Source organism: Nitratireductor sp. ATLC21, assembly GCF_057196525.1.
The window spans coordinates 1,493,011-1,515,633 of the sequence record NZ_JBXUOU010000001.1 but is presented as its reverse complement, the minus strand read 5'-3'; the positions used below and the strand labels follow the sequence as shown (position 1 = coordinate 1,515,633).

Genomic DNA, 22,623 nt, shown 5'->3' with positions numbered 1-22,623 from the left:
GATCAGGGCCGCCGGTTTTCTTCCCTTAGAACGGTTTCGATGATCTCCAGCGTGCGGGCGCTGTCGAGCGGGTGCATGACGGGATGTGACGTCTTGCGCGCACGGATGGCACTGGATGCCGCTTCGATCTCGAATTGAAGACCATGACCACTATAGGGAAAACTGTGTTTGCGAATGCCGGGCAGAGGCAGCCTCGATACGAGTTTGCGGATCGCACGAGCCGAGGCAGAACGTCCCGGGATCGTGGCGAGGCGCGCCGCAAACCCGGCTGAGCATTGCAAAACGTCCCGCGCAGCGATGAAGGGTGCAGGCAGTACCAGCACTCCCCTGCTTCCCTCGATGATGAAGCTGTTGTCGCCCTCGCGATCGAACGCACAGGAGAGAGTGGCGACGGCGTCATTTTTGAAGCGCAGTGTGAGGGATGCCGCGCGATCCACACCGGTCGGGGCCGCCTGCCATTCCCCGCTGATTTCGACAGGGTCTCCCATCAGAAAGCGGGAAAGCGACACACCGTAAACGCCCAGATCGAGCATTGCTCCACCGCCCCGCTCTTTCGAATAAAAGCGGCTTTCAGGGTCATAGGGATGGTGAAAGGCCAGCATGCCTCGCAGGCTTGAAACCTCGCCGATGGCGCCATTCTCGATCAGCGTTTTTGCTTTCGTGATGGCAGGCAGAAAGCGTGTCCACATGGCCTCCATCAGGAAAACGCCTCGCTCCGCAGCAAGCGCAGCCAGACGCGTGGCCTCCGCGCTCGTCGCAACAAGCGGTTTTTCCACCAGAACCCCTTTGTCACTCTCGATCGCTGCGCTTGCCGCCGCGAAATGCGTGTCGTTGGGTGTCGCCACATAGACGGCTTCCACCTTGTCGTCGGCGAGAAGGTCCGCATAGGTGTCGTGGGCGGAAACCAGGCTTCCGTGGCGAGCCGCAAAAGCGCCGGCCTTGTCTGCATGTCGTGAAGAAACCGCTGAAAGCACGGCACCGCGGCAAAGGCCGAGATCGCTGGCAAATTGCTGGGCCATCGTTCCCGTGCCGACAATACCCCAGCGAACGGGCTCCACGGATTTTTCGGACATTGTCACAGGCTCGCAGTTTACGGGTGGAGCAGGGGATTTCAGGTTAGAAGCATCAGGTTAACGCCCCTATAAGCCGAGCTCACAGCCGGGCGCGCGTGCTGCGGGGCGTTGCGAGCAACAGGCTTGTTTCGCTGTTCACGATGCCGGGGATGAGCCGGATCCGCCGTAGCACCGCATCGAGATCGGTGAGAGTGGATGCCCCAAGTTCCAGGACGATATCCCAGCGGCCATTGGTGGTGTGGATCGCCGAGACCTCCGGAAATCCTTCCAGCGCATGGATTACCCGGTCAGTGGATCGCCCTTCGATTTCCACCATGGTGATGCCGCGCACCGGGGCCTCTACCGTGTCGGCACGCAGGATGACCGTGTAGCCGACAATGTGCCCCGCCTTTTCCAACCGCTGCATGCGCGCACGCACCGTGGCACGTGAAGTGCCCAGATCCATGGCCAGATCGGAAATGCTGCGTCGCGCATCATGACGCAGCAAGATGATCAAACGTTCGTCCAGCTCATCCATGATATCTCAAAACGTTCTACAGATTGATCAAATTGATAAGCCAATATGCATTTTTTGACAAATTGGCTTGTTCGTTCTGCCGGCAATCCGGGCTCCTATAGTGCGGATTTCCGACGGGGCGGTATTGGTATGCATTGCAAGATATTGGGGGTACCGGTCCAGGACGGCGCGGGGCGCATGGGCTGCGAGATGGGCCCGAGCGCATTGCGCACGGCAGGAATGGCTGCTGCCCTTCGCGAGCTTGGCCATCAGGTCACCGATCTGGGAACGGTGGTCCCAAGGCCACAAGAAATACGCGCACACGGCAACCCGGCCCTCAAGGCTCTGCCGGAGATCGTCGCGTGGACGGCTGCGATCAGCGAAGCAGCCTATGAAGCATCTGCCGATGGCATGCCGATCTTTCTCGGCGGCGATCACAGCATGGCGGCAGGGACGCTCTCCGGTGTCGCGCGCCGCGCGGAAGAGTCCGGCAGGCCACTTTTCGTGCTGTGGCTCGACGCGCATCCCGATTTTCACACACTTGAAACCACCACAAGCGGCAATCTGCACGGTGTTCCGCTGGCCTATGCGAGCGGGCAGCAGGGCTTTGAAGGCTATTTTCCCCGGCTTCACACGGCGATTGACCCGAGCCGCATCTGCGCGATGGGACTGCGCAGCGTGGACCCTGCCGAGCGTGCGGCCCTCCATCAGGCTGGCGTGACCGTTCATGACATGCGGGCGATCGACGAACATGGCCTTGCGCCGCTGCTGCGCAGCTTCCTGGAGCGGGTGGCGGCCGATGGCGGGTGGCTTCATGTCAGCCTCGATGTCGATTTTCTCGATCCGGCCATCGCGCCGGCCGTGGGCACCACCGTGCCTGGCGGCGCCACGTTTCGAGAGGCGCATCTGGCGATGGAGATGCTGCATGACAGCGGCCTTGTCACCAGCCTCGATCTCGTGGAGCTCAACCCCTTTCTCGATGAGCGCGGCCGCACGGCCACCCTGCTCGTCGACCTCACGGCCAGTCTGCTTGGCCGGCGCATCATGGACCGGCCCACAAGGAGCCATTGAAAATGAAATACACACCCGCAAGCGACAGTTTGAACCTCGTTCCTTTCGTCAGTGTGCATCACATGATGGAACTGGTTCTGGAGATCGGGGTCGAGCGCTTCCTGGCCGAATTGACCGATTACATCGAAGAGGATTTCCGGCGTTGGGAGGATTTCGACAAGACACCGCGTGTGGCCTCCCACAGCCGTGAGGGGGTTATCGAGCTGATGCCGACGAGCGACGGCAAACATTATGGCTTCAAATATGTGAACGGTCATCCCAAGAACACGCGTGAGGGCCGGCAGACGGTGACGGCGTTCGGCGTTTATGCCGATGTGGGCAATGGCTATCCGTTGTTGATTACCGAGATGACCATCCTGACCGCGTTACGCACCGCGGCCACCTCCGCGCTGGCGGCGAAATATCTGGCGCCGGAAGGGTCGCGTACCATGGCGCTGATCGGCAATGGCGCGCAGTCCGAGTTCCAGGCGATGGCCTTCAGTGCCGCCCTCGGTGTCGACCGCCTTCGGCTCTACGACATCGATGGTGATGCAACAGAAAAATGTCTGCGCAATCTGCAAGGGTTGGGTTTCGAAATGGTCCCGTGCAGCACACCCGAAGAGGCGGTCGAAGGGGCTGACATCATCACCACGGCCACGGCCGACAAGCAGTATGCCACCATTCTGACCGACAACATGGTTGGCGCCGGCGTGCACATCAACGCCGTGGGCGGCGACTGCCCCGGCAAGACCGAGCTGCATCGCGACATTCTCACCCGTTCTGACATCTTCGTGGAGTATCCGCCGCAGACCCGCATCGAGGGTGAAATCCAGCAGCTTGCGGAGGATCACCCGGTGGAAGAACTGTGGCGGGTGATCGCCGGTAAGGTGAAAGGGCGTCGCGAGCCGCGCCAGATCACGCTCTTCGATTCCGTCGGTTTCGCGACCGAGGATTTTTCCGCACTGCGCTATGTCTATGACCGCGTGCGCGAGACCAATCACTTCATCGAGCTCGACCTTCTGGCCGATCCCGATGAGCCGCGCGATCTTTTCGGCATGCTTCTGCGCTTCCCCGGTTCGTCGCTTCTGGCGGCGAAGAAGGCTGGCTGATCAGGGTGTCGCCACATCTTCCACCGTCTGCGGCGGCAGGTGCAGATAGTGCGCCACCTTGCGTTTTGAGGCGATGTCGCGCCACACAAGGCCCACCTGCCGTTCGCTGAGGCCCGTGGCGCAGGCGACCTTCTTGGCCGGAACGTCGTGGTCGAGGCCATAAAGGCACAGGTCCATCTCGCGATAGGGCAGGGCGAAATAGAACTCTTCCTGGGATTGGGCGAGTGAATAAGTGTCGGTTGTCGGCATGCGCCGGCGGATCTCGGCAGGCACGCCCAGATGTTTTGCGAGCTGGTAGACCTGTGACTTGTAAAGATGGGCGATGGGCTTCACATCGGCGGCGCCATCGCCATTTTTCACAAAGAAACCCTGATCGTATTCCAGCCGGTTCGGGGTGCCGATTACCGCATAGTTCAGCCGGTCGGCATGATAGTATTCCAGCTGCTTGCGGGTTCGCTGCTTCATGTTGGTGGCGGCGACAATGCCGAGATATACTTCGGGTGGAAGCCGGTGTTTTTCGACCGTGCCGTCGGGCCTCCGCACAACAAGATATGAAATATTGTAGGCCTTGGTGGTGAGCGCATTGGCAATGGCAATCTTCATCGACCAGCCAGGGCCGAATTCCGGCACCACTTGGCGGATGAAGGCGTTGCGCCGTTCATAGCAGCCCATGGCTTCCAGCGTTGGGCCGATATCTTCAACGGCGCTTTGCAGCCTGAAAGTGCTGGCCACTTCCTGTCCCAACCGGAGGCTTTCCGGATCCGAGTCATATTCCGGCATGAACAGGCAAAAGACGCGTTCCGGCCCCAACGCACGGGCTGCAAGGGCTGCGCAGACGCTGGAATCGATGCCGCCCGACAGGCCGAGCACTAAACCGCGTTTGCGCAGGTTCGTTCGGAGCTGTGTACGCAAAGCCGTGATGATGCGGTCGGTTTCGGCAACGACGTCGATTTTCAGGGTGTCTGTGGAGAAGCAGATGTTCATGTGATTCTCATGGCCTCCATGGCGGCAAGGCGGCGGCTGATCTTTCCATTCGCCGTCTTTGGCAACTCCGCCTGAAAAATGAATGATTTCGGCACCATCACGTCCGGTAATCGCTGCTTGCAGAAGCGGGCAAGCTCCTGCTTGGTCAAATCGGGGGAAGCAGGCACCACGAGGGCGTTCAGCCGGTGGCCGGAGACCGGGTCGGGCGTGGTGAAGGCGATGGCCTCGCGAACGCCGGGGCAGGCCGAAAGCACGGCATCCACCTGCCTCGGCGATACTTTCTCCCCACGGATCTTAACCACTTCGTCTTTGCGGCCGATGAAATAGAGGAACCCTTCCGGGTCGCGTTTGAACAGATCGCCCGTGTAAAGAAACTTGCCTTTGCCGCCCGGTCCAGCGCGCAGAGCGCGGGCGGTTGCGTTTGGATCGTTCCAATAGCCTTGCATGACATGAGGCCCGCGGATGATCAGTTCGCCGGGAATGTTTGGCGCGGCCTCATTTCCGTTTTCATCCACGACAAGGGCCTCTGTGCGCGGGAGAGCCTTGCCAACGGATGTAGGACGTCGGTCGAGCTGCTCCGGGTCGAGAAACGTTGCTCTCGCGCATTCCGTGAGCCCGTACATGGAGTAAAGGCGCGCAGCGGGGAAGAGAGCGCGGAGTGCTTCGATATGGGCGGGCGGCAGATGCGCCGCAGCATTGGTCATGTAGCGCAGTGCCGGCAGACGCTCGGGACCCACTCCCTTGAGCACGGCAAGCATAGCCGCCATGGTGGGCACCAGAGGAAAACCGGTGACACCCTCGACACACGCCTTTTCGAGGATTGCATGAGGATAGGCGAAGCTCTTTTCCAGAACGAGCGTCGCGCCACTGCGTATCGCGACGAGGAGCTGATAGAGCCCGTAGGTGAAAGACAGTGGCAGCGCCGATAGCACCACATCGTGATCGCGGTTGCCCAGGTAGCCGGCGATGATTTCTGATGCCGCGTCGACATTGCGGTGGCTCATCATGACGCCTTTAGGCATGCCGGATGAGCCGGAGGTGTAGATCAGAAAGGCGAGGTCGTGGTCATTCTCCTGACCGACGGGTAATGGCGCTTCCAATTCGAGGCAAGTCTCGAACGCAACGGCGTCGTGCGGAACCAAAGCGCCCGACCGCGCTATGATTGAGAGGGGTTTGTGGCCCGCTGCCACAGTCGCCTCATCACAGAACTTGACGTGCCTGGCTTCGCATACCAGGACCTTGGGCAGGCAGTGACTTAAAACGTGGGCGAGGCCCTGCGCCCTCACTCCGGGATTAACAGGAACAACAACTGCGCCTGCCTTTAAACCCGCGAAGATGGCGACGGCCATCTCGGAGAGATTGTCCATGAAAAGGACGATCCGGTCCCCTGGTTCTACCGCATGAAGGCCTAAGGCACCCGCCATGCGCTCGGACAGATGATCGAGATCGGCGAAACTTAACCGCTCAGACCCTGCTACAAGAGCCGTGGCAGAAGGGGCAATGGCTGCCCGGGCCCGCAGGAAAGCCTCGACGCGCATTGGAGTGCCTCCCGACCTAGGTGCTCGCGGCGGCTTTCGCCTTGCTCTTCCCGGCGACAAATGCGGTCAGGCGGGCAATCGTGTCAAAGTTCTCGGGCACGATTTCCGGATCTGCCACCTCAACCGAGAAATGCTCTTCCAGAAAAGACACCATCTCCAGAATGCCGGTGGAATCAACAATATCGTTCTCGATGAGAGACGCATCGTCGTCGGGAATCTCGCTCTCATCGCCAAACAGAAAGTTTTCGACGATGAATGCGCGAATATCGGCGTTGATCTGCTGTGGCATGGTGCTTCCTTTCACGGTCAGACAGGAACCGCCAGGGTCTCGTCCGTTCTGCGAAACTGCCTGGCGAAATGCTGGGACCAAAGCTGCGTTGAGAGGATGCCGACAAAAGCGGCGTTGTCACGAAAACCGGTGAAATTACTTAGCCGGCTTTTTTTAAACAATCTGGTCGATTTTTCAACGTCGAAGACGCCGGTTTCTTCCAGGGCTGTTTTTTCGAATGCGGCTTTGACGTAATCGGGTGCCTTCGCCGTGAAGGCATTGGCTTCCGGCGCGCGGTAAGGCTGCTTCGGCCGCTCGGCGATCCGTTCGGGTATCGTGCCGCGCATGGCCTCCCGGAGAAGATGTTTTTCCCGAAGTCCCCGGAGCTTGATGTCTGCCGGAACGCGTGCAGCTTGTTCCACCAGCCGGTGGTCGAGAAAGGGGAAACGCGTCTCGATGCCATGCGCCATGGCCATGCGGTCGCCCTGGCTGGAAAGAATATAGCCAGGCAGAAGAAAACGGGTCTCTAGATACTGTGCTTGGTGCAATGAGTGCCATTCGCGAAACGCCTCTGGCAGCGTGGATGCAAGCTCATCGGCGGCGCTGTAGTCGCCCAGCTTTTTCTTTATGGCTTCCGAGAAAAAAAGCTTCGTGCCCGCGGTGCTCCGCAAGCGTGGCCGGTGGGAATAGAGCGGATCATCAAGGCAATCCGTGGTGATGCCGAAATAGGCCGCCAGATAGTCCGGCGTCTGGCGTTTCAGATTGGCGAGATAAGGGTAGATGCGGCGAAACAGATGCGGGCGCAGCTGCGAGCCGGGCTGCCGTGCACAAAAACGGCGGATGCGCGCTTCCTTGAAAATGTCATATCCGGCAAAGATCTCGTCGGCACCTTCGCCGGAAAGGACCGCTTTGATCCCCTTTGATCGCACAAGAGAGGAGAGCCGGTAGAGGGGGGCGGGGCCGGTTCGCAGGATCGGCAGTTCGGCGTGCCGGATGACTTGCGGAAAGACAGAGGCGATCTCATCAGTGTTGCAGTCCACCGTATGGTGAGCGGTTCCCAGGACATCCGCCATCTCGTTTTGAAAACCGCTTTCATCGAAAGCGGGGTCGGAAAACGTTACGGCGAAGCTTGATAGACCGGCCGGTGCCATGCGTTTGGCGAGGGCAGCTATGAGGGATGAATCAAGTCCCCCTGAAAGATAGGTCCCGACTTGCACGTCGGCGCGCAGACGTATGCGTGTGGCGTCTTCCAACAGCGCGCGTGTTTCTTCTCTCATCCGATCTTCGGAACGATCGTGATGGATATCGGAGAAATCCAGGTCCCAGTAGCGCTGAATCCGCGCTGCACCGTTATCCACGATCATCCGGTGCGCAGGGGGCAGTTCGCAAATTCCCTCGAATGCCGTGCGTGGCGGAATGGGGGCCCAAAGCGTAAAAATCTGGTCGAGTGCCAGAGGGTCGAGGTGCGCTTCGATACCGGGCACGGCCAAGAGTGCCTTGATTTCAGAGGCGAAGTAGAAGCACCCGCGATGCCATGTGTAAAACAGGGGGCGCACACCGAAGCGATCGCGTGCTAGAAAAAGCCGCTCGTTCTGGGTGTCGTGGATTGCAAAAGCGAAATCGCCGTTCAGCTTTTCTACGCAAGCTGGCCCGAGGTCGCTGTAAAGGTGGAGAACCACCTCGGTGTCGCTTTTGGTGCGAAAATGGTGCCCGCGACTTTCCAGATCCTGTCGCAGTTCGAGGTAATTGAAGATTTCGCCATTGTAGGTGATGTGCAGTCGTCCGTCGGCGCTTGCCATGGGCTGCTGACCATCGGCGAGAGCGATGATCGCGAGACGGCGATGGGCCATGCCGGCACGGTCAGCAATGTGAATGCCAGCTTCATCGGGGCCGCGGTGAGCAATGGCAGCAGACATGGCCGTCAGGAGCATCCTGGCTTCCCGAGGAGGAAGGCCCGCGCCGCAATATCCTGCGATTCCGCACATCGATGTCTTTACCCCCGAAGACTCAACTGCCCAGTCTCCAATTCCTGGATGTGCTTCAGTCGAAGCGATCCCCGAGGAGCCGGGTCCAGGATTCTCCCGCAAAGCCGTTGAGAAAAGCTTGTCCGGTGACAAACGGCTCGAGAAGCGTCCTGTCCTTTGCATGAACAATACTGGAGGAAGCATGAACAAACGCAAAGCGACGGCCGAGCATGGCGTTTACGAGTGCAGGTTGACCGCGACCGCGCATAGCGACCAGACCGCGTTTGGTGGCGTCGTCCAGCAGCGTGTCGAGCACGGAGCCTTCGTGTCCCGGCAATGACAGGACCTGAATGACACGACCGATGCCGCCTTTGTTTCCGTAATACACAAAGAACCCGACGGTTTTGCCGCCGCGGGAGAGCACCTTGCGACGCACCATCGTGCCGTAATTGGCTTTGCGTTGTGCTTCAACGACCATCCGTTCCAGCTCGCTTTGCGACCATTCGGGATGAAGGGCGAAAGTGGTAGCGAATGTCCGGATCAGCGACACAGTCTCCGCGATGTCGGTGTCTTCGCTTACCAGAGCAGTTTGCGCAAATTCGCCATCGGCCACATGCGTCCATTGTGGTGGAGAGCCTCTGCGGCGCAACAGGGCGTCAAAAGGGCGGGCCAATGGGCGCGCAAGGGCGGCCGGAGCGAAAGCGTTCGCCGCTATGGCGGCCATGAAGCCGGCCGGGCGAAGGATGCGCAGCCATTCCAAGCTATATTCGGTCAGGATCGTTCCGCGCAGCCGGCGCCACATCGCGGTCGAGACATCATTGGCGGTTTCCGTGAGAGAAAGGTCCTGTGGGCCCGACTGGAAGGCCCGAAGGAGGCGTGCGCCGGCATAGGGGTCGTCTTCGTGTCGGTCGACCATGAAGCTTCCGCCTATAGCGCTTCTGAGTGTCTTTCCCCGATAGGTGAACCGCATGGGAAGCACGCCCATGAAGCCGTTGACCTTTCCATCCTCACGGAGATGGACCAATGAATGGATTCCGTCGGCCCGGCATGGGGGATCGAGAAACAGCTCTCGAAGATAGTCGCGCATGCCCTGTGGAGCGGGGGCACGCCTGTTGCGCAATATGCGCTGAAGCATCTCAGACACCGCAGGAATGTCGTCCTGTTCCAATGGGCGAATATCACTCATGGAAAAAACACGACAATTCGCGCCCCGGTTGAACATTGTGTACTCGGGACACAGTCTGTGACCTAAAGTTGTTTACGAAGTCTTTTGCCTCAAAAAGTTTTTGTGCAAGGCGGAACACCGACCGTGTATCATCACAAGCAAGGCAGCCAGAAGACTGCAAACGGGAACACGAACAACAACACCGGGCTTAATGAATCTTCGTCATATAGAGGTTTTTCACGCCATCCGACTTGCCGGCTCCATCAATGCGGCAGCAGAGCGCCTCAACGTGTCACAGCCGGCATTGAGCCGCACACTAAAACACGCAGAATCTCTCCTTGGCTTCAAATTGTTCGATCGGGTGAAGCAGCGCCTTGTGCCGACCCGAGAGGCGGAGCTGCTCTTCTCGGAAGCCGTGGATGTGCACGGTGCTCTGGAACGGTTTCGCACGCTCGCGCGCAATCTGGGTCGTAATCCGGACGATGTTCTGCGCGTTGGTTTTCTTCCCAGTCTGGGCGTGGGGCTTGCTCCGAGGGTCGTTTCGCATCTTCCCAAGCATTGGGAGGGGTTCAAGGTCGAGCTCTTCACCCATCATTATGATGTCTTGGTCAGACGCCTGCGCGCGCTCGATCTCGACCTTGCCGTGGCTTTCAATATCATGGAGACGCCAGGCATCAATTCCATCCCGGTGGGCACGATGAGCCTCACCTATCTTGAGACTGACGATCCTGCAGTTCCCGCAGCGGCGACACCCGTCTCATTGGGGGAAATCGACATGCAGACCTTTGTGGGGCTGGAGAAGGAATCGCCTGTCGGCACCTTTCTAAAGTCTGCATTCGATGCGGAAGGTGTTCCCTACGAACCGCGCATATCTGTCCATACCTATTCCGTAGCTGCAGCTTGTGTGAGTGAAGGCGTCGGCTGTGCCATTGTGGACGAGTTCTCCGCGCGTTTCACGAGAGGTGTGCGGCTGCGGCCGCTCAAGCCGGACCTGAAATTCACGATTACCGCCTTGACGTCGGAAAATCGCGCCGTGTCCAATGCTGAGGAAATGTTCATCAAGATCCTGAAACTGGCCTGTCAGGAACTTCATCGGGAGACCTGAACAGGTAAGGCGGCTCAGGTCTCTCCGCGCGCCACGAACTGACCGCCGCGAGCGCCGGTCACTTCACCATTGGCAAGCACCGCCACTCCGTTGACAAAGACATGCTCTATACCGGCGGAAGCGCGGTCAGGCGTGTCATAATCTGCCAGATCGAGGACGGTGTCGGCATTGAAGGCGACGAGATCGGCGTAAAACCCCTCCTGCAGCCTCCCGCGACGGGCGAAGCCAAAAATCTGGGCGGGCAGAGACGTCATTTTGCGGATCGCTTCTTCAAGCGGCAACACGCCATCCTCGCGTACATATCGGCCAAGAACACGCGGAAATGTCCCCCAGAGGCGCGGGTGAGCTTGCGGGCCGGGAATGCCGTCAGAGCCGATCATTGTGCGCGGGTGCTGCATGATGCGGTTGATATCTTCAGGCGACATCTGGAAATAGATGCCGCGCGCAGGGGCGAGCCTACGGGCAGCCTCCTCCTGATCGCAGCCCATCTTCTCGGCGACTTTGGAGAGCTCCATCCCATTGCATTCGGGATGGCTCCCTGAATCGATAACCAAAATGCGTTCTGCATGGCGGGTCAACTCTGGCAGAAGCACCGTGGAACTGGCTTCGTAAGGATAGACATCCATCGCGATATCTTGCTGTTGCAGTGCCTTGTCGATCATTGCCAGTGTCTTGACTGACCGGCCATAATTCTGGCGACCGATGCATTTGTGATGTGAAATGACGACCGGAACGCCGGCGGCTTGGCCAATGGCAAGGGTTTCTCCGACGGCCTCCTCGACCCCGTCGCGCTCGTCCCGCATATGCGTGACATAAAGTGCTCCTGGGAACGCCGCGAGGGTTCGGGAGAGGGCTACCACCTCCTCGGTGGGCGCGTGCCGTGCAACGGGATAGGCAAGGCCCGTGCTCAAACCCAGAACGCCCGCCTCCAGTGCCTCTTCCAGAAGTACGCGCATGATGGCGATCTGGCCTTCTGAGGCGGGTTTTCCGGTATCTTCGAGCGTCATGGCGCGAAGCGTGCCATGACCGGCAAGAGCGGCAACGTTGACTGCGACATTGGCTGCGTCGACCGCACTGCGATAAGCAGCGAAGGAACCAAAACGGTAGTCTTCCGCTGTGCCGAGAAGGCCAAGCGGCGGCACCAGTTCGGCAGGCTTTTCATAGGGCGCGAGGCTGATGCCGCAGTTGCCGACGATCACACTGGTCACGCCTTGTGTGATCTTGGGTTCCATCGCGCTGTCGTTCAGCACTGCAAGATCGTCATGCGTGTGAACGTCGATAAACCCGGGGGCAAGGCTGAGACCGTCAAGGTCAATGGTTTGGCTGCCACTCCAGCCGGAAACGTCACCGACCGCGGCGATGCGGCCATTGCAGAGTGCCACACCGCCGCGGGTCGGTGGCCCCCCCAGGCCATCGAACAGCAAGGCGTTTTTCAAAAGCGTGTCGCATGTGGTTTGCGTCATCGGGAACTCCTTGCCGATTGTTGTTGCCTAGGCAGCCGAGAGGTCGGGCTGCCGGTTTGTGGTCGAGAGGCTCTTTTCGAGAGCTGTGCCCATTGCGAGCAATTGTTCCTCGCCAAAGGCGCGTCCCATGAGCTGCACGGAAAGGGGCAGACCATCTGTGGTGAAACCTGCAGGAAGGGCGAGACCACAAGCTCCCACGTAGTTCGCGGGCCGGCCATAGGCTGCGAGCGGTACCGTGGCCTCGTCCACCTCCGCTAACGGTATCGCGGGGAAGGGGAGCGACGGCGTGAGCAGAGCGTCGAACGGCTTCATGAATTCGGCATAGACCGCTTTCATGCGCCGGTGATCAGCGAGGGTCTCGATGTAATCATTGGCGCTGATGGCTGCGCCGGCAAGCACACGCTGCCGGACATAGGGCCCGATCGGGACGCTTTCGTCATGGATGTACTCACGGTGAACCGCGTAGGATTCCGCCGCGATGATCCGCCCGTTGCGTTCGGTCATATCGTTGAAGGAAAAGGGCAGATCGGCGGGGACGAGCTTGACGCCTAGCCCTGCCAGCGCTTCCTTTGCACGGTCATAGGCGGCCTGGCTTTCGGCATCGAGCGCAAGCGGAAAATCCTCCTCGCGCATGACGGCAACCTGCATGCCCTGGGCGCGCATTTCCTTCCATGCGCCGGAGATGAGCGGTGGTGCGAGGCGGGTGGCCGGGTCCTCAGATTCGGTTCCGGAAAGTGCTTCAAACAATAGAGCCGCATCCTCGATGGTGCGCGTCATCGGACCGATGGAATCGAGCGTGGCTGAGAGCGGGAAACACCCCTTGAGGCTGATGCGCCCAAAGGTCGGTTTCAGGCCAACAAGCCCGTTGAGGGCGGCGGGGATGCGCACGGACCCGCCCGTATCGCTGCCAAGGGCGGCGGGGGCAAGCCCGGCCGCCACCGCCACACCGGAGCCGCTGGAGGAGCCGCCGGGAATACGGTGTGTCTTCATGTCCCACGGGTTGCGTGGCGTGCCGCAAAGCGGATTGGTGCCCCAGCCGCCGAAGGCGAACTCCACCATGGCTGTGCGCCCGATGGGGATCATGCCGGCGGCGAGCAGCCTGCGCATGACGATGGCGTCGCCGGTGGAGCGTCGGTCCTTCCAGGCCTTGCTGCCCACCGTGCAGATTTCATCCTGCCAGTCGATGAGATCTTTCACGGCGATGGGTAGGCCGTGAAGGGGGCCGTAGACCACACCAGACGCGCGCAGCCTGTCCAGCCCCTCCGCCATGGATAGCGCCCGATCGGCATCCACATGCACAAAGGCGCCGAGGGCCTTGTCGTGCCGGGCTATGCGCTCCAGAAAATGCCGGGTGATCGTGGTGGAGGTGAGCGAGCCTTCGCTCAACGCTTTTGAAAGGTCTGCAAGGGACGCGAATGACGGATCCATGATGTTCTTTTCTTGGAAAATGCGCCCGACCTCGAGGGAGACGTTTCGAAAGCCGGGCGCCAAGTGGCTAGAGCATCGGTGTGAAAACTGGAATCCGGTTTTCCGGCATTCCGATGCTCCATAGTTAATCCAGATCGTCCTTTGTGTGTCCGGACGGACGCAGGGCGATCTAGTCGCGTTGATCCCAACCAGGGATCGGGTAGATGGGCTCGGCAACGGCGACTTCTTTAGGCCACACGGTCACGAGCCCCTTGCCCGGCTGCAACTGCACCACCGGGAAAGGCATTTTGAGCTGCTTGCCGGTTTCGTCGATCGCGTAGGGACCGGCGAGAACCGTCAGATTGTCGCTGAGTTCCATGGCCGCCTTCTTGAGGTCGGCAGCGTTCAGGCTTTCCGCGTTCTCGATGATTTCTCCAGCGATGACGCCGGCGCCATAGGCGAGAACGGTCTGGAAGTCGGGCTCATAGGAAACGTCCGGGAAGAGCTTTTCGTATGCGGCGAGGAAACCCTCACGATCAAGCCCTGCATCCACTTCCCAGTTGATGGTGGGGTGGAAGTTGGTGTGGCTGTAGATGTACTGCGCATCGTCGCCGATCTCGATGAACTGCGGCGTCGAGGCGTAGACCATGAACGAGAACGGGAAGTTCACATTCATCTGGCGCATCTGCCGCACCATCGAGATGAGATCGCCCTCATAGCTGGTCGGGAAGAACACGTCTGCTCCGGCGGCACGTGCCTTCTGCAGAAGCAGGCTGAAATCCTTCGTGCCCTTCGGATAATCCTCCTTCAGGACCACTTCCATGCCGAGCTTCTCGGCGATGGCTTCGGCACCGTCGGCAAGGCCGGCGGGGAAGGGCTCATCCACATTCACAATGGCAACCTTCTTGCCGCCCAGCGCTGCGGCGGCCTCGAGACCGGCCGACGGCATGCGCGAGACCGGCATCTGGGTTGCCGACACGATGTTCTTGAAGCCCTGGTTGTAAAGTGCATCGGAGGCGGCGGACCAGATGACCATGAACTTGTCGAGCCGCTCGGTCACGGTGGCGGCGGCGGCCGTCAGGGTGGAGCCGAAAGGCGCCATCAGAAGGTCGACGCCCTCATTGGCGATGAGATCTTCGTAAACGCGGGCAACCATCTGTTTGTCGGAGCGATCGTCGCGCTTCACGAGTTCGATGAGACGCTTCTCGCCATTCACTTCCAGGCCGCCATTGGCGTTGACTTCATCGACCCAGATTTCCACGCCACGCACGCCCGATTGCGATGCGAGGGCGAAGTTTCCGGACGACGAAACCGTCATGCCGATCTTGATCTTTTCCTGCGCCTGGCCGGCCACCGGCAGTGCAAGGCCGGCAAGCAGCGTGCCGGCCATGAAGGTACGTTTGATTATGGTCCACATGGGCATTCCCCTTTTGTTGCTATTGGAAAGACGACGCCTCACACGTCGATCTTGTAGTTCATCCACTCGGCGACCATCTCCTTGAGCTGTCCGTCGGTGGCAAAATCCTCCCGGCTCCCCTCCGCCTTGTTGCGGCCAAGCTCCAGGATGTAGAGCTTGTCCGAAATGGTTGCGCATTGCCGCACGTTCTGATCGACGAGGATGATGGTTGCCCCCTGGTCTGCGAGATCGCGGGTGAGCGCGTAGATGTCCTTGGAAATCTTCGGCGCGATCATGGCCGTGGGCTCATCGAGCAGGATCACCTTTGGCTCGGTGACGAGCGCACGCGCGATTTCCAGAAAGCGCTGCTGGCCACCGCTCATGGAACCGGCCAGGCTGGAGCGCTTTTCCTTGAGGATCGGGAACCGCTCGAAAATGCCCTCGATGGCGCGGTCGATGCGGGCCTTGTCCTTCCGGAAGGGCCAGCATCCGAGAAGTAGATTGTCGTAGACCGACAGACCGGCAAAGGCGCTGCGGTTCTGCGGCACAAAGGACACGCCCTCGAGCGCGCGCTGGAACGCCTTGAGACTGGTAATGTCGCGACCGCCCATGCTGATCGTGCCGGATTTGGTGGAGAGAAGGCCGAAAATCGTCTTCAGAACGGTCGACTTGCCGGCCCCGTTCGGCCCGATAATGCCGGTGACCTCTCCGGGTTTGGCCCGCAGCGCCACGTCCTTGAGAACCGTGATGTCTCCGTTATAGGCGACGGAGATGTTCTCCATGCTCAGTTCAACGCCATGCATGGTCAGGCTCCCAGATAGGCTTCGATGACGTCCGGGTTCTTCTGGATCGCTTCGGCATTGCCCTCAGCGAGGACATGGCCTTCGTGCATGACCAGAATGTTGTCAGACAGTTCGTAGACGGATGTGAGATCGTGGCTGACGAGCAGCACCGAGCAGCCCACCTCCTGCGGCATTTCGCGGATAATGTTGATGAGGAGCAGCGCGAGGCTCGGATTGACGCCGGCGAAGGGTTCGTCGAGCAGCACCAGCTTCGGATTGGCCACCATGATGCGGGCGAGTTCCAGAAGCTTCTGCTGGCCGCCGGAAAGCTCTTCCGCATAATTGTGACGCAGCCGGTAGAGCTCCACTTTCTTGAGCCAGTAGGCGCTGACCTCGGCGATCTCGGCGTTGCTCATCCCTTTGTTGAGGAGCGCGACCGAGAGGTTTTCCAGGAGCGACATTTGAGGGAAGATCCGTGGCACCTGAAAGGTGCGGCCAACGCCCTCGGAAAAGACCGCATGAGGGGCTTTGCCGATGAGGCTCACACCGTCCAGCGTGATCTTCCCGGATGTGGCGTCATAAAGACCGTTGATGCAGTTGAGCATCGTTGTCTTGCCGGAGCCGTTCATGCCCAGAACGCCGAGGATCGACCGGTCGGGGAGGGTCAGGCTGATGCCGTCGAGCGCTGTGACGCCACCGAATTTCTTTACGAGGTTTTCGACTTTCAGCATGACGTCACCGCGAGTTCTGCACGCCGAAGAGGCCGGCGGGGCGAATGAGAATGACGGCGATCAGGAGCACGAAGCCGAGGAGCATCGCCACGGTTCCGCTGAAGAACACCATGGCCGTCTGCTCGGCGAGGCCGAACAGGATGCCGCCGGCGACTGCGCCGATCGGATGGCCGAGGCCGCCCAGAACGATCACGATGAAGCCGATCAGGGTGTAGTCCTGGCCGATGAAGGGGGAGAAGGAGGGGAAGATCATCGACACGAGGATGCCGGTGATGCCCGCCAGGCCAAGGCCGAGACCGAAGGTCAGGGCCGAGAGGTGGTTCAGGTCCACGCCGACGATCTGGATCGCGTCACGGTTCATGATGATGGCGCGCAGCGCCTTGCCCGGCAGCGTGCGGTAGAGGAAGAACGCCAGCGCTCCGGTGACCACGACCGCAACCGCAAGGCCAAGCAGCTTGGTGGTCGGCAGGATGATGTTGCCGAACATCAGGAAGGGCGGGTCGAGCGTGAAGTTGAGCGAGCGTGCATCCGCCTCGAAGGCGAGCAGCATCAGCGCGCCCAGCACGAGCGACAGGCCGAACATGACCAGAAGCGAGGCGTGCTCGGGATCGTTGGAGCGCGCAAGACGCTTCACCAGCACGAAGTAGAGCCCATAGCCCATCAAACCGAAGACGATGAAGATCAGCGGCAGGGCAAGCAGGGGGGACAGGCCAAGCCAGGCCTGGGCAAAATAGGCGCCATAGGCCCCCAGCACGATGAATTCGCCATGAGCGAAGTTGACGACGCGCAGGACGCCGAAGATCACGTTGAGGCTGACGCCGATCAGCGCGTAGATCAGCCCGACGACGATGCCGTTGACCAGGCCTTGAAGCAGAAGTTCGTTCATCTTTGTTTCAATCCTGTGGGTCTTACGGAATGAAGCGCCGGAAGCGCGAGAAGCGCTGGGCGAAGGCCCCGACAATGCCCCGCGGCAGGAGCAGCATCAGTGCTATGATGACCACGCCGAGAATGAGCAGGTTGAGGGTCGGGAAATGCCGCCAGATCAGCTGGTCGATGCCATAGAGAGCCGAAGCGCCGATGATCGGGCCGACAAGGAAGCCAAGTCCACCGGCCATGGCGTAAACGATGCTCTTGGCAGTGACGAGAAGATTGAAGGAGGAATCGAGGTCGATAGCGTTGGTGTACCAAGCTTCCACGCCGCCCACGAGGGCGGGAAACATGGTGGCCATGATCCAGGCCTTCAGCCGGGTGGCCACCACGTTGACGCCAACCACCTCGGCCGCCTCGCTGTCATCACGGATGGCGCGAAGCGCCGTACCGAGACGCGACATGGATAGCCATGTGCCTGCCGCAAGCGCGCCCATCAACACGATGAACATGGCGTAGTAGGCTGCCACCGGATTGTTTGCCGCGGACAGAATGAGACCGAGGCTGCCGCCTGTAATCTCACTTGGCATGAGTGAGATCACAAGCTTCATCGCCATGGCCAGTGCAAGGCTGACAATGCCGAAATAAACGCCCTTGAGCCGCAGTGTGGGCGCGACCAGGAGACCGATAACAATGCCGGCAACGGCAGCACCTGCAAGGGCTACGGGTATGGGCAGCCCGAACGTCTTGTAGAGAACGCCGGTGGCGTAAGCGCCAACGCCATAGAACGCCACATAACCAAAAGGCATATACCCAGCCATGCCTGCGACGAAGTTGAACGACGTCGCCATGGTCAGCCACAGCATCATATAAAACAGAAATGACAGATTGCTGGCGAAGAGTGGAGCCGGCAAAAAGATGGCAACAATCACTGCCACCACGATGCCCCATATCAAGAATTTGATATGATTTGATTTTTCAGTACTTCCTTGGGGCGCGGACAACGATACATCTGTACCCTCCCGCGTCTCCTGAGCTTGATCTGTCACTGTGGGACCTCAATAGGGAACGCTTTCCACGACCCTATAGCGCAAGAAAAGCGCTGTCCTATCGCAATTTCAGACTCAATTATAACGAAATGACATAATTGATTTTGACGGCGCGAGAACGCACCGTATCCGGGTGTTGGATACGGTGCTTTGATCTGATGCCCGGCGAAGGCCGGGCAAGGGTTTCTGGTAAGCTCCGGTGCTTAGGCCGACAGTGCGTCCCTGGGCAGTTCGGCGAGCGCCTTGTCGAGGCCGGTCTTGAAACGGGCGAGCAGGTCGTCGACTTCACCCTCTGAAATGATTAGGGGCGGGCAGAACGCCATCGCGTCGACCATGGCGCGGCTGATGAGGCCGGCCTCCTGAAGATGCGCGTTGACCAGTGCGCCAAGCGCGCCGGGCGTTTCGAGCGCTGTCTTGTTCTCCTTGTCTGTAACGAGCTCGACGGCGGCGATGAGACCGACACCGCGCACTTCGCCAACCAGCGGATGATCGGCCAGCGCGGCAAGCCCGTTGCGCAGGCGTTTGCCCATGCGTGCGGCATTGCCCACCAGATCGCGCTCCTCGATGATCTTGAGGTTTTCAAGCGCAACGGCTGCGACAACCGGATGGCCGCTTGCCGTATAGCCATGACCGAGCGTGCCGATGCGGCCACTTTCTTCCATGATCGGCTCGAACACCCGGTCGTTGATCATCAGGGCCGAGGCCGGCAGGTAGGACGACGAAAGCTGCTTGGACATGACCATGATGTCCGGCTTGATGTCGTAGGTGGTGGAGCCGAACATGGTGCCTGTGCGGCCAAAGCCGCAAATCACTTCGTCTGCGACCAGCAATATGTCGTATTTGCTCAGGACGGCTTGCACCTTTTCCCAGTAGGTGGCCGGCGGGACGACCACGCCGCCGGCGCCCTGCACCGGCTCGCCGAAGAAGGCGGCAATCGTTTCCGGGCCTTCAGCCAGGATCGTGTCTTCCAGTTCCTTTGCAAGGCGGGTTGCGAAATCTTCCTCGCTTTCGCCCGGCATTGCTTCACGCCAGTGATGCGGCGCGGTCATGCGCAGCACGTTCGGCACGATCAGATCGAAGGATTTGTGGTTTGCCGGCAGGCTGGTGAGGCATGCGCCGGCGATGGTCACGCCGTGATAGGCGCGGTTGCGGACGATGATCTTCTTCTTTTCCGGCTTTCCGAGCGCGTTGGAGCGGTACCAGATCAGCTTCAGCGCCGTGTCGATGGCTTCCGAGCCGGAATTGGTGAAGAACGCCTTGCTCATCGGCACCGGGGCCATGCCGATCAGCTTTTCGGAAAGCTCGATCACCGGTCCGTGCGATTTGTGCGTGAAGGTGTGATAGTAGGGCAGCTTCTCCATCTGCTCCGTCGCCGCCTTCACAAGGCGCTTTTCATTAAAGCCGACGCCGACGCTCCAAAGGCCGGCCATCGCCTCGATATACTGCTTGCCATTGTTGTCGTAGACAAACACGCCTTCACCGCGATCGATGATCAGCGGCCCGGCTTCAAGGTGTTTTTTCGCATTCGTGTAGGGGTGCAGGTGATAGGCGATATCGCGCGCTTCTGGGGAATTGGGCTTGTCGGTCATCAGCTTGTCCTGCGTGTGAATGCGGTTATCGTTGTTGGATGATCCGGTTTCCGGATCTCTTCCCATGTCCTCTAGCGGTAGCACTCATTTTTCGACCAGGCAATTATGCGTTCAATATTTTGAGCGTCATTTAAAAGCCCGGGCTCCAAATTCGAAGAATTTCCGATGTTTTTGCGTTGTATATTGATTTCAAGGGCAATATCTTGAACGATATATTGCGCTGCGCAAAACATGATCAGGTTCGCGCAAGACGAAACGAGCGAAGGACATATGGACGATTTCGACATCGGATCGCGCCTCAGGGCCATGCGCACCGCAGGCAATCTTTCGCAACGCCAGCTTGCCGAACAGGCCGGTGTTCCTCATGCACAGATTTCCAACATCGAGAAGAACAAGATCAGCCCCTCCATTTCGACCCTGCGCAAGGTGCTTGGAGGGATGGGCGTCAGCATGGCGGATTTCTTCGAGCCCGAGCGGGAGGACAATCCCGGTCCGTTTTTTGGCAGGGATGATCTGATCGACCTCACGTCGCGGGTGGCGATCAATGCAAAAGCGCCTGAGAGCGGGCTTCTTGTCCTGCGGCAGATCGGCGATGCGCGGCTGCACAATCTCCAGATCCTGCACGAGGTCTATGAGCCTGGGGCGGACACGGGCGAGACCATGCTCCAGCATGCCTCGAGCGAGGGCGGCTATGTGGTGGAGGGGGAGCTGGCGCTGACCGTGGGTGACGAAATGCGCATTCTGAAGGCTGGTGAGGCCTATCTGTTCGACAGCCGTCAGCCGCATCGTTTCCAGAATCTCTCCGACAGGCGCACCATCGTCGTTTCCGCCTGCACGCCGCCTTATCTCTAAGGAAGACGTCTTCAACAGGCTGGACCAACGCAACGCCGTTATGGCCCTGTTCCTGCCGGCGGCGGATCTTACACTTTCTTTGGCTTTAAGGCGCGAGGATTTCCAATGGCCGGTCTTTTGATCTCGAGACGCAATCTTCTTCTTGGCGCGGGCGGTGTGCTGGCGACTTCCGGCCTGCCGCTGCACATGGCATGGGCCGACGATGCGCCACGCGGCGGGCGGCTGGTTGTGGCGGCGGATTCCGAGCCGCGCACGCTGAACCCGGCAATTGTCGCGTCGAATGGCGTGTTTTTCATCGCCAGCAAGGTGATCGAGCCGCTTGCGGAAGCCATGATGGATGGCGAGGGCGGGCTTGCGCCACGCTTGGCCACGAGCTGGGAAGGCTCCGAAGACGGGCTTTCCATCACCTTCAGACTGCGCGAGGGCGTGACCTGGCACGATGGCGAGCCGTTCACTTCTGCGGATGTGGCCTTCTCCGCGATGGAGGTCTGGAAGCCGCTGCAAAATCTCGGCCGCGTGGTGCTTGCAAACCTCGACACGGTGGAAACGCCCGATGCGCACACCGCCATCTTCCGCTTTTCCGCGCCCACACCGGTTCAGCTCATTCGCAATGCGCTGCCGGTGGTGACGAGCGTGTTGCCAAAACACCTCTATGTGGGCACGGACATTGCCGCCAACCCGGCCAACAAGGCGCCGGTGGGGACGGGGCCGTTCAAATTCGCCGAGCACAGGCCCGGCGAATATTACCGCCTTACCCGCAATGACGCCTATTGGGGCGAGGGGCTGCCGAAGCTGGACGAGATCATCTTCCGCGTTCTGCCAGACCGCGCGGCGGCGGCTTCCGCGCTGGAGGCAGGCGAAATCCAGCTTGCCGCCTTCTCGCAGGTGCCGCTGGTGGATCTGGAGCGCATTGCCAGCGTGCCGGGGCTGAAAGTGGTGACGGAAGGCTATGAGGCGCTGACCTATCAGCTTGTGGTGGAGATCAATCACCGCAACGAGATCCTCGCCAACCGGAAGGTGCGGCAGGCCATGTCGCACGCCATCGACCGGGATTTCGTGGTCGATACGGTGTTTCTTGGCTATGCGCAGGCGGCCACCGGCCCGGTGCCGCAGAACGCGCCGCAATTCTACAATCCCGATGTGAAACCCTATTCCTTCGATACCGAGCGGGCCAACGCGCTTCTCGACGAGGCGGGGTATCCGCGCGGCGAGGATGGCAAGCGCTTCTCGCTGCGGCTTCTGCCGGCGCCCTTCTTCAGCGAAACGCGCCAGTTCGGCGATTATCTGCGTCAGGCGCTCGGCAAGGTGGGCATCGACGTGACGCTGGTGAACAACGACACGCCGGCGCATCTGAAGGCCGTCTACACGGATCATGATTTCGACATCGCCGTTGGCTCGCCCGTGTTCCGCGGCGATCCGGCCATCTCGACCACGATCCTCGTTCAGTCGGGCATCCCGGATGGCGTGCCGTTTTCCAATCAGGGCGGCTATGCCAATGCCGAACTCGACACGATCATCGATCAGGCGGCCGAGACCATCGATACGGAAGCACGCACCGCGCTCTACAACGATTTCCAGCGCATCGTGGTGGAAGACCTGCCGCTGATCAATGTGGCCGAGTGGGGCTTTACCACGGTTGCCAGTGACACCGTTCTCAATGTGGGCAACAATCCGCGCTGGCCCGTTTCCAGCTGGGCTGATACTGCACTCGCTTCCTGAGAACGCAAGGAACACG

General features: G+C 60.0%; 20 protein-coding genes. 5 read left to right on the top strand and 15 right to left on the bottom strand.

The window, feature by feature from the left end; translation table 11 throughout:
* Positions 1-2: 2 nt before the first annotated feature.
* Entirely contained in the window at positions 3-1,073 is a 1,071-nt protein-coding gene (locus AC2CHD_RS07385) for a Gfo/Idh/MocA family protein (RefSeq protein ID WP_484553114.1), read from the bottom strand.
* A gap of 79 nt (positions 1,074-1,152) precedes the next feature.
* Positions 1,153-1,590 carry an Lrp/AsnC family transcriptional regulator gene (locus AC2CHD_RS07380; RefSeq protein WP_484553113.1) on the bottom strand — a complete coding sequence of 146 codons (438 nt, stop codon included), beginning with the start codon at positions 1,588-1,590 and terminating at the stop codon, positions 1,153-1,155.
* Positions 1,591-1,719: 129 nt separating this feature from the next.
* Between AC2CHD_RS07380 and rocF the strand changes: the two genes are divergently transcribed.
* Together rocF and AC2CHD_RS07370 are read left to right on the top strand one after the other, a co-directional pair.
* The gene (rocF, locus tag AC2CHD_RS07375) at positions 1,720-2,640 is read left to right on the top strand and encodes an arginase (RefSeq protein WP_484553112.1); all 921 of its coding nucleotides are present in this window, start codon (positions 1,720-1,722) and stop codon (positions 2,638-2,640) included.
* Positions 2,641-2,642: 2 nt separating this feature from the next.
* Positions 2,643-3,728 (top strand): ornithine cyclodeaminase, encoded by a 1,086-nt coding sequence (locus AC2CHD_RS07370; protein ID WP_484553111.1) that lies wholly within the window; start codon positions 2,643-2,645, stop codon positions 3,726-3,728.
* On the opposite strand, the gene nadE is transcribed toward AC2CHD_RS07370, so the two are convergent.
* The 5 genes from nadE to AC2CHD_RS07345 are packed head-to-tail and all read right to left on the bottom strand — an operon-like array spanning position 3,729 to position 9,668.
* Positions 3,729-4,712: an NAD(+) synthase gene (gene nadE / locus AC2CHD_RS07365; protein ID WP_229448275.1), complete on the bottom strand. Its 984-nt coding sequence runs from the start codon at positions 4,710-4,712 to the stop codon at positions 3,729-3,731.
* Entirely contained in the window at positions 4,709-6,250 is a 1,542-nt protein-coding gene (locus AC2CHD_RS07360) for a class I adenylate-forming enzyme family protein (protein ID WP_484553110.1), read from the bottom strand. The genes nadE and AC2CHD_RS07360 overlap by 4 nt, the downstream gene beginning before the upstream one ends.
* A gap of 16 nt (positions 6,251-6,266) precedes the next feature.
* Positions 6,267-6,539 (bottom strand): acyl carrier protein, encoded by a 273-nt coding sequence (locus AC2CHD_RS07355; RefSeq protein ID WP_484553109.1) that lies wholly within the window; start codon positions 6,537-6,539, stop codon positions 6,267-6,269.
* Between the two features lie 17 nt (positions 6,540-6,556).
* Positions 6,557-8,503, bottom strand: coding sequence for an asparagine synthase (glutamine-hydrolyzing) (gene asnB, locus AC2CHD_RS07350; RefSeq protein ID WP_484553108.1), 1,947 nt, complete (start codon positions 8,501-8,503; stop codon positions 6,557-6,559).
* Between the two features lie 55 nt (positions 8,504-8,558).
* On the bottom strand, positions 8,559-9,668 hold the full coding sequence (locus AC2CHD_RS07345; RefSeq protein ID WP_484553107.1) for a hypothetical protein: 1,110 nt from the start codon (positions 9,666-9,668) through the stop codon (positions 8,559-8,561).
* A 190-nt stretch (positions 9,669-9,858) separates the two neighbouring features.
* Between AC2CHD_RS07345 and AC2CHD_RS07340 the strand changes: the two genes are divergently transcribed.
* Positions 9,859-10,752 carry a LysR family transcriptional regulator gene (locus tag AC2CHD_RS07340; protein WP_229448286.1) on the top strand — a complete coding sequence of 298 codons (894 nt, stop codon included), beginning with the start codon at positions 9,859-9,861 and terminating at the stop codon, positions 10,750-10,752.
* 14 nt (positions 10,753-10,766) lie between these two features.
* On the opposite strand, the gene AC2CHD_RS07335 is transcribed toward AC2CHD_RS07340, so the two are convergent.
* The 8 genes from AC2CHD_RS07335 to AC2CHD_RS07300 all read right to left on the bottom strand — a co-directional run bounded on the left by AC2CHD_RS07335 (position 10,767) and on the right by AC2CHD_RS07300 (position 20,036).
* On the bottom strand, positions 10,767-12,215 hold the full coding sequence (locus AC2CHD_RS07335) for an N-acyl-D-amino-acid deacylase family protein (protein WP_484553106.1): 1,449 nt from the start codon (positions 12,213-12,215) through the stop codon (positions 10,767-10,769).
* 27 nt (positions 12,216-12,242) lie between these two features.
* Positions 12,243-13,643 (bottom strand): amidase, encoded by a 1,401-nt coding sequence (locus AC2CHD_RS07330; protein ID WP_484553105.1) that lies wholly within the window; start codon positions 13,641-13,643, stop codon positions 12,243-12,245.
* 169 nt (positions 13,644-13,812) lie between these two features.
* Entirely contained in the window at positions 13,813-15,039 is a 1,227-nt protein-coding gene (locus AC2CHD_RS07325) for an amino acid ABC transporter substrate-binding protein (protein WP_484553104.1), read from the bottom strand.
* Positions 15,040-15,077: 38 nt separating this feature from the next.
* On the bottom strand, positions 15,078-15,821 hold the full coding sequence (locus tag AC2CHD_RS07320) for an ABC transporter ATP-binding protein (RefSeq protein WP_484553103.1): 744 nt from the start codon (positions 15,819-15,821) through the stop codon (positions 15,078-15,080).
* Positions 15,822-15,823: 2 nt separating this feature from the next.
* Positions 15,824-16,531: an ABC transporter ATP-binding protein gene (locus AC2CHD_RS07315; protein WP_229448297.1), complete on the bottom strand. Its 708-nt coding sequence runs from the start codon at positions 16,529-16,531 to the stop codon at positions 15,824-15,826.
* Positions 16,532-16,535: 4 nt separating this feature from the next.
* On the bottom strand, positions 16,536-17,417 hold the full coding sequence (locus tag AC2CHD_RS07310; RefSeq protein WP_229448298.1) for a branched-chain amino acid ABC transporter permease: 882 nt from the start codon (positions 17,415-17,417) through the stop codon (positions 16,536-16,538).
* 22 nt (positions 17,418-17,439) lie between these two features.
* Complete coding sequence (locus tag AC2CHD_RS07305) at positions 17,440-18,336, bottom strand: branched-chain amino acid ABC transporter permease (protein ID WP_484553102.1); 897 nt, start codon at positions 18,334-18,336, stop codon at positions 17,440-17,442.
* A gap of 314 nt (positions 18,337-18,650) precedes the next feature.
* Positions 18,651-20,036 (bottom strand): aspartate aminotransferase family protein, encoded by a 1,386-nt coding sequence (locus AC2CHD_RS07300; protein WP_484553240.1) that lies wholly within the window; start codon positions 20,034-20,036, stop codon positions 18,651-18,653.
* A 270-nt stretch (positions 20,037-20,306) separates the two neighbouring features.
* On the opposite strand from AC2CHD_RS07300, the gene AC2CHD_RS07295 reads away from it, so the two are divergent.
* Both AC2CHD_RS07295 and AC2CHD_RS07290 read left to right on the top strand, forming a co-directional pair.
* Positions 20,307-20,888, top strand: coding sequence for a cupin domain-containing protein (locus AC2CHD_RS07295; protein WP_229448301.1), 582 nt, complete (start codon positions 20,307-20,309; stop codon positions 20,886-20,888).
* A gap of 105 nt (positions 20,889-20,993) precedes the next feature.
* A complete protein-coding gene (locus AC2CHD_RS07290) occupies positions 20,994-22,607 on the top strand; it encodes an ABC transporter substrate-binding protein (RefSeq protein WP_484553101.1) in 1,614 nt (537 codons plus the stop codon).
* Positions 22,608-22,623: the final 16 nt, after the last annotated feature.

Bases quoted from the DNA above. Each gene is read 5' to 3' on its own strand.
- rocF (WP_484553112.1), top strand. From the start codon at position 1,720: ATGCATTGCAAGATATTGGGGGTACCGGTCCAGGACGGCGCGGGGCGC.
- AC2CHD_RS07385 (WP_484553114.1), bottom strand. From the start codon at position 1,073: ATGTCCGAAAAATCCGTGGAGCCCGTTCGCTGGGGTATTGTCGGCACG.
- AC2CHD_RS07325 (WP_484553104.1), bottom strand. From the start codon at position 15,039: ATGTGGACCATAATCAAACGTACCTTCATGGCCGGCACGCTGCTTGCC.
- AC2CHD_RS07340 (WP_229448286.1), top strand. From the start codon at position 9,859: ATGAATCTTCGTCATATAGAGGTTTTTCACGCCATCCGACTTGCCGGC.
- nadE (WP_229448275.1), bottom strand. From the start codon at position 4,712: ATGAACATCTGCTTCTCCACAGACACCCTGAAAATCGACGTCGTTGCC.
- AC2CHD_RS07330 (WP_484553105.1), bottom strand. From the start codon at position 13,643: ATGGATCCGTCATTCGCGTCCCTTGCAGACCTTTCAAAAGCGTTGAGC.
- AC2CHD_RS07320 (WP_484553103.1), bottom strand. From the start codon at position 15,821: ATGCATGGCGTTGAACTGAGCATGGAGAACATCTCCGTCGCCTATAAC.
- AC2CHD_RS07310 (WP_229448298.1), bottom strand. From the start codon at position 17,417: ATGAACGAACTTCTGCTTCAAGGCCTGGTCAACGGCATCGTCGTCGGG.
- AC2CHD_RS07355 (WP_484553109.1), bottom strand. From the start codon at position 6,539: ATGCCACAGCAGATCAACGCCGATATTCGCGCATTCATCGTCGAAAAC.
- asnB (WP_484553108.1), bottom strand. From the start codon at position 8,503: ATGTGCGGAATCGCAGGATATTGCGGCGCGGGCCTTCCTCCTCGGGAA.
- AC2CHD_RS07360 (WP_484553110.1), bottom strand. From the start codon at position 6,250: ATGCGCGTCGAGGCTTTCCTGCGGGCCCGGGCAGCCATTGCCCCTTCT.
- AC2CHD_RS07370 (WP_484553111.1), top strand. From the start codon at position 2,643: ATGAAATACACACCCGCAAGCGACAGTTTGAACCTCGTTCCTTTCGTC.
- AC2CHD_RS07295 (WP_229448301.1), top strand. From the start codon at position 20,307: ATGGACGATTTCGACATCGGATCGCGCCTCAGGGCCATGCGCACCGCA.
- AC2CHD_RS07345 (WP_484553107.1), bottom strand. From the start codon at position 9,668: ATGAGTGATATTCGCCCATTGGAACAGGACGACATTCCTGCGGTGTCT.
- AC2CHD_RS07290 (WP_484553101.1), top strand. From the start codon at position 20,994: ATGGCCGGTCTTTTGATCTCGAGACGCAATCTTCTTCTTGGCGCGGGC.
- AC2CHD_RS07380 (WP_484553113.1), bottom strand. From the start codon at position 1,590: ATGGATGAGCTGGACGAACGTTTGATCATCTTGCTGCGTCATGATGCG.
- AC2CHD_RS07335 (WP_484553106.1), bottom strand. From the start codon at position 12,215: ATGACGCAAACCACATGCGACACGCTTTTGAAAAACGCCTTGCTGTTC.
- AC2CHD_RS07300 (WP_484553240.1), bottom strand. From the start codon at position 20,036: ATGACCGACAAGCCCAATTCCCCAGAAGCGCGCGATATCGCCTATCAC.
- AC2CHD_RS07315 (WP_229448297.1), bottom strand. From the start codon at position 16,531: ATGCTGAAAGTCGAAAACCTCGTAAAGAAATTCGGTGGCGTCACAGCG.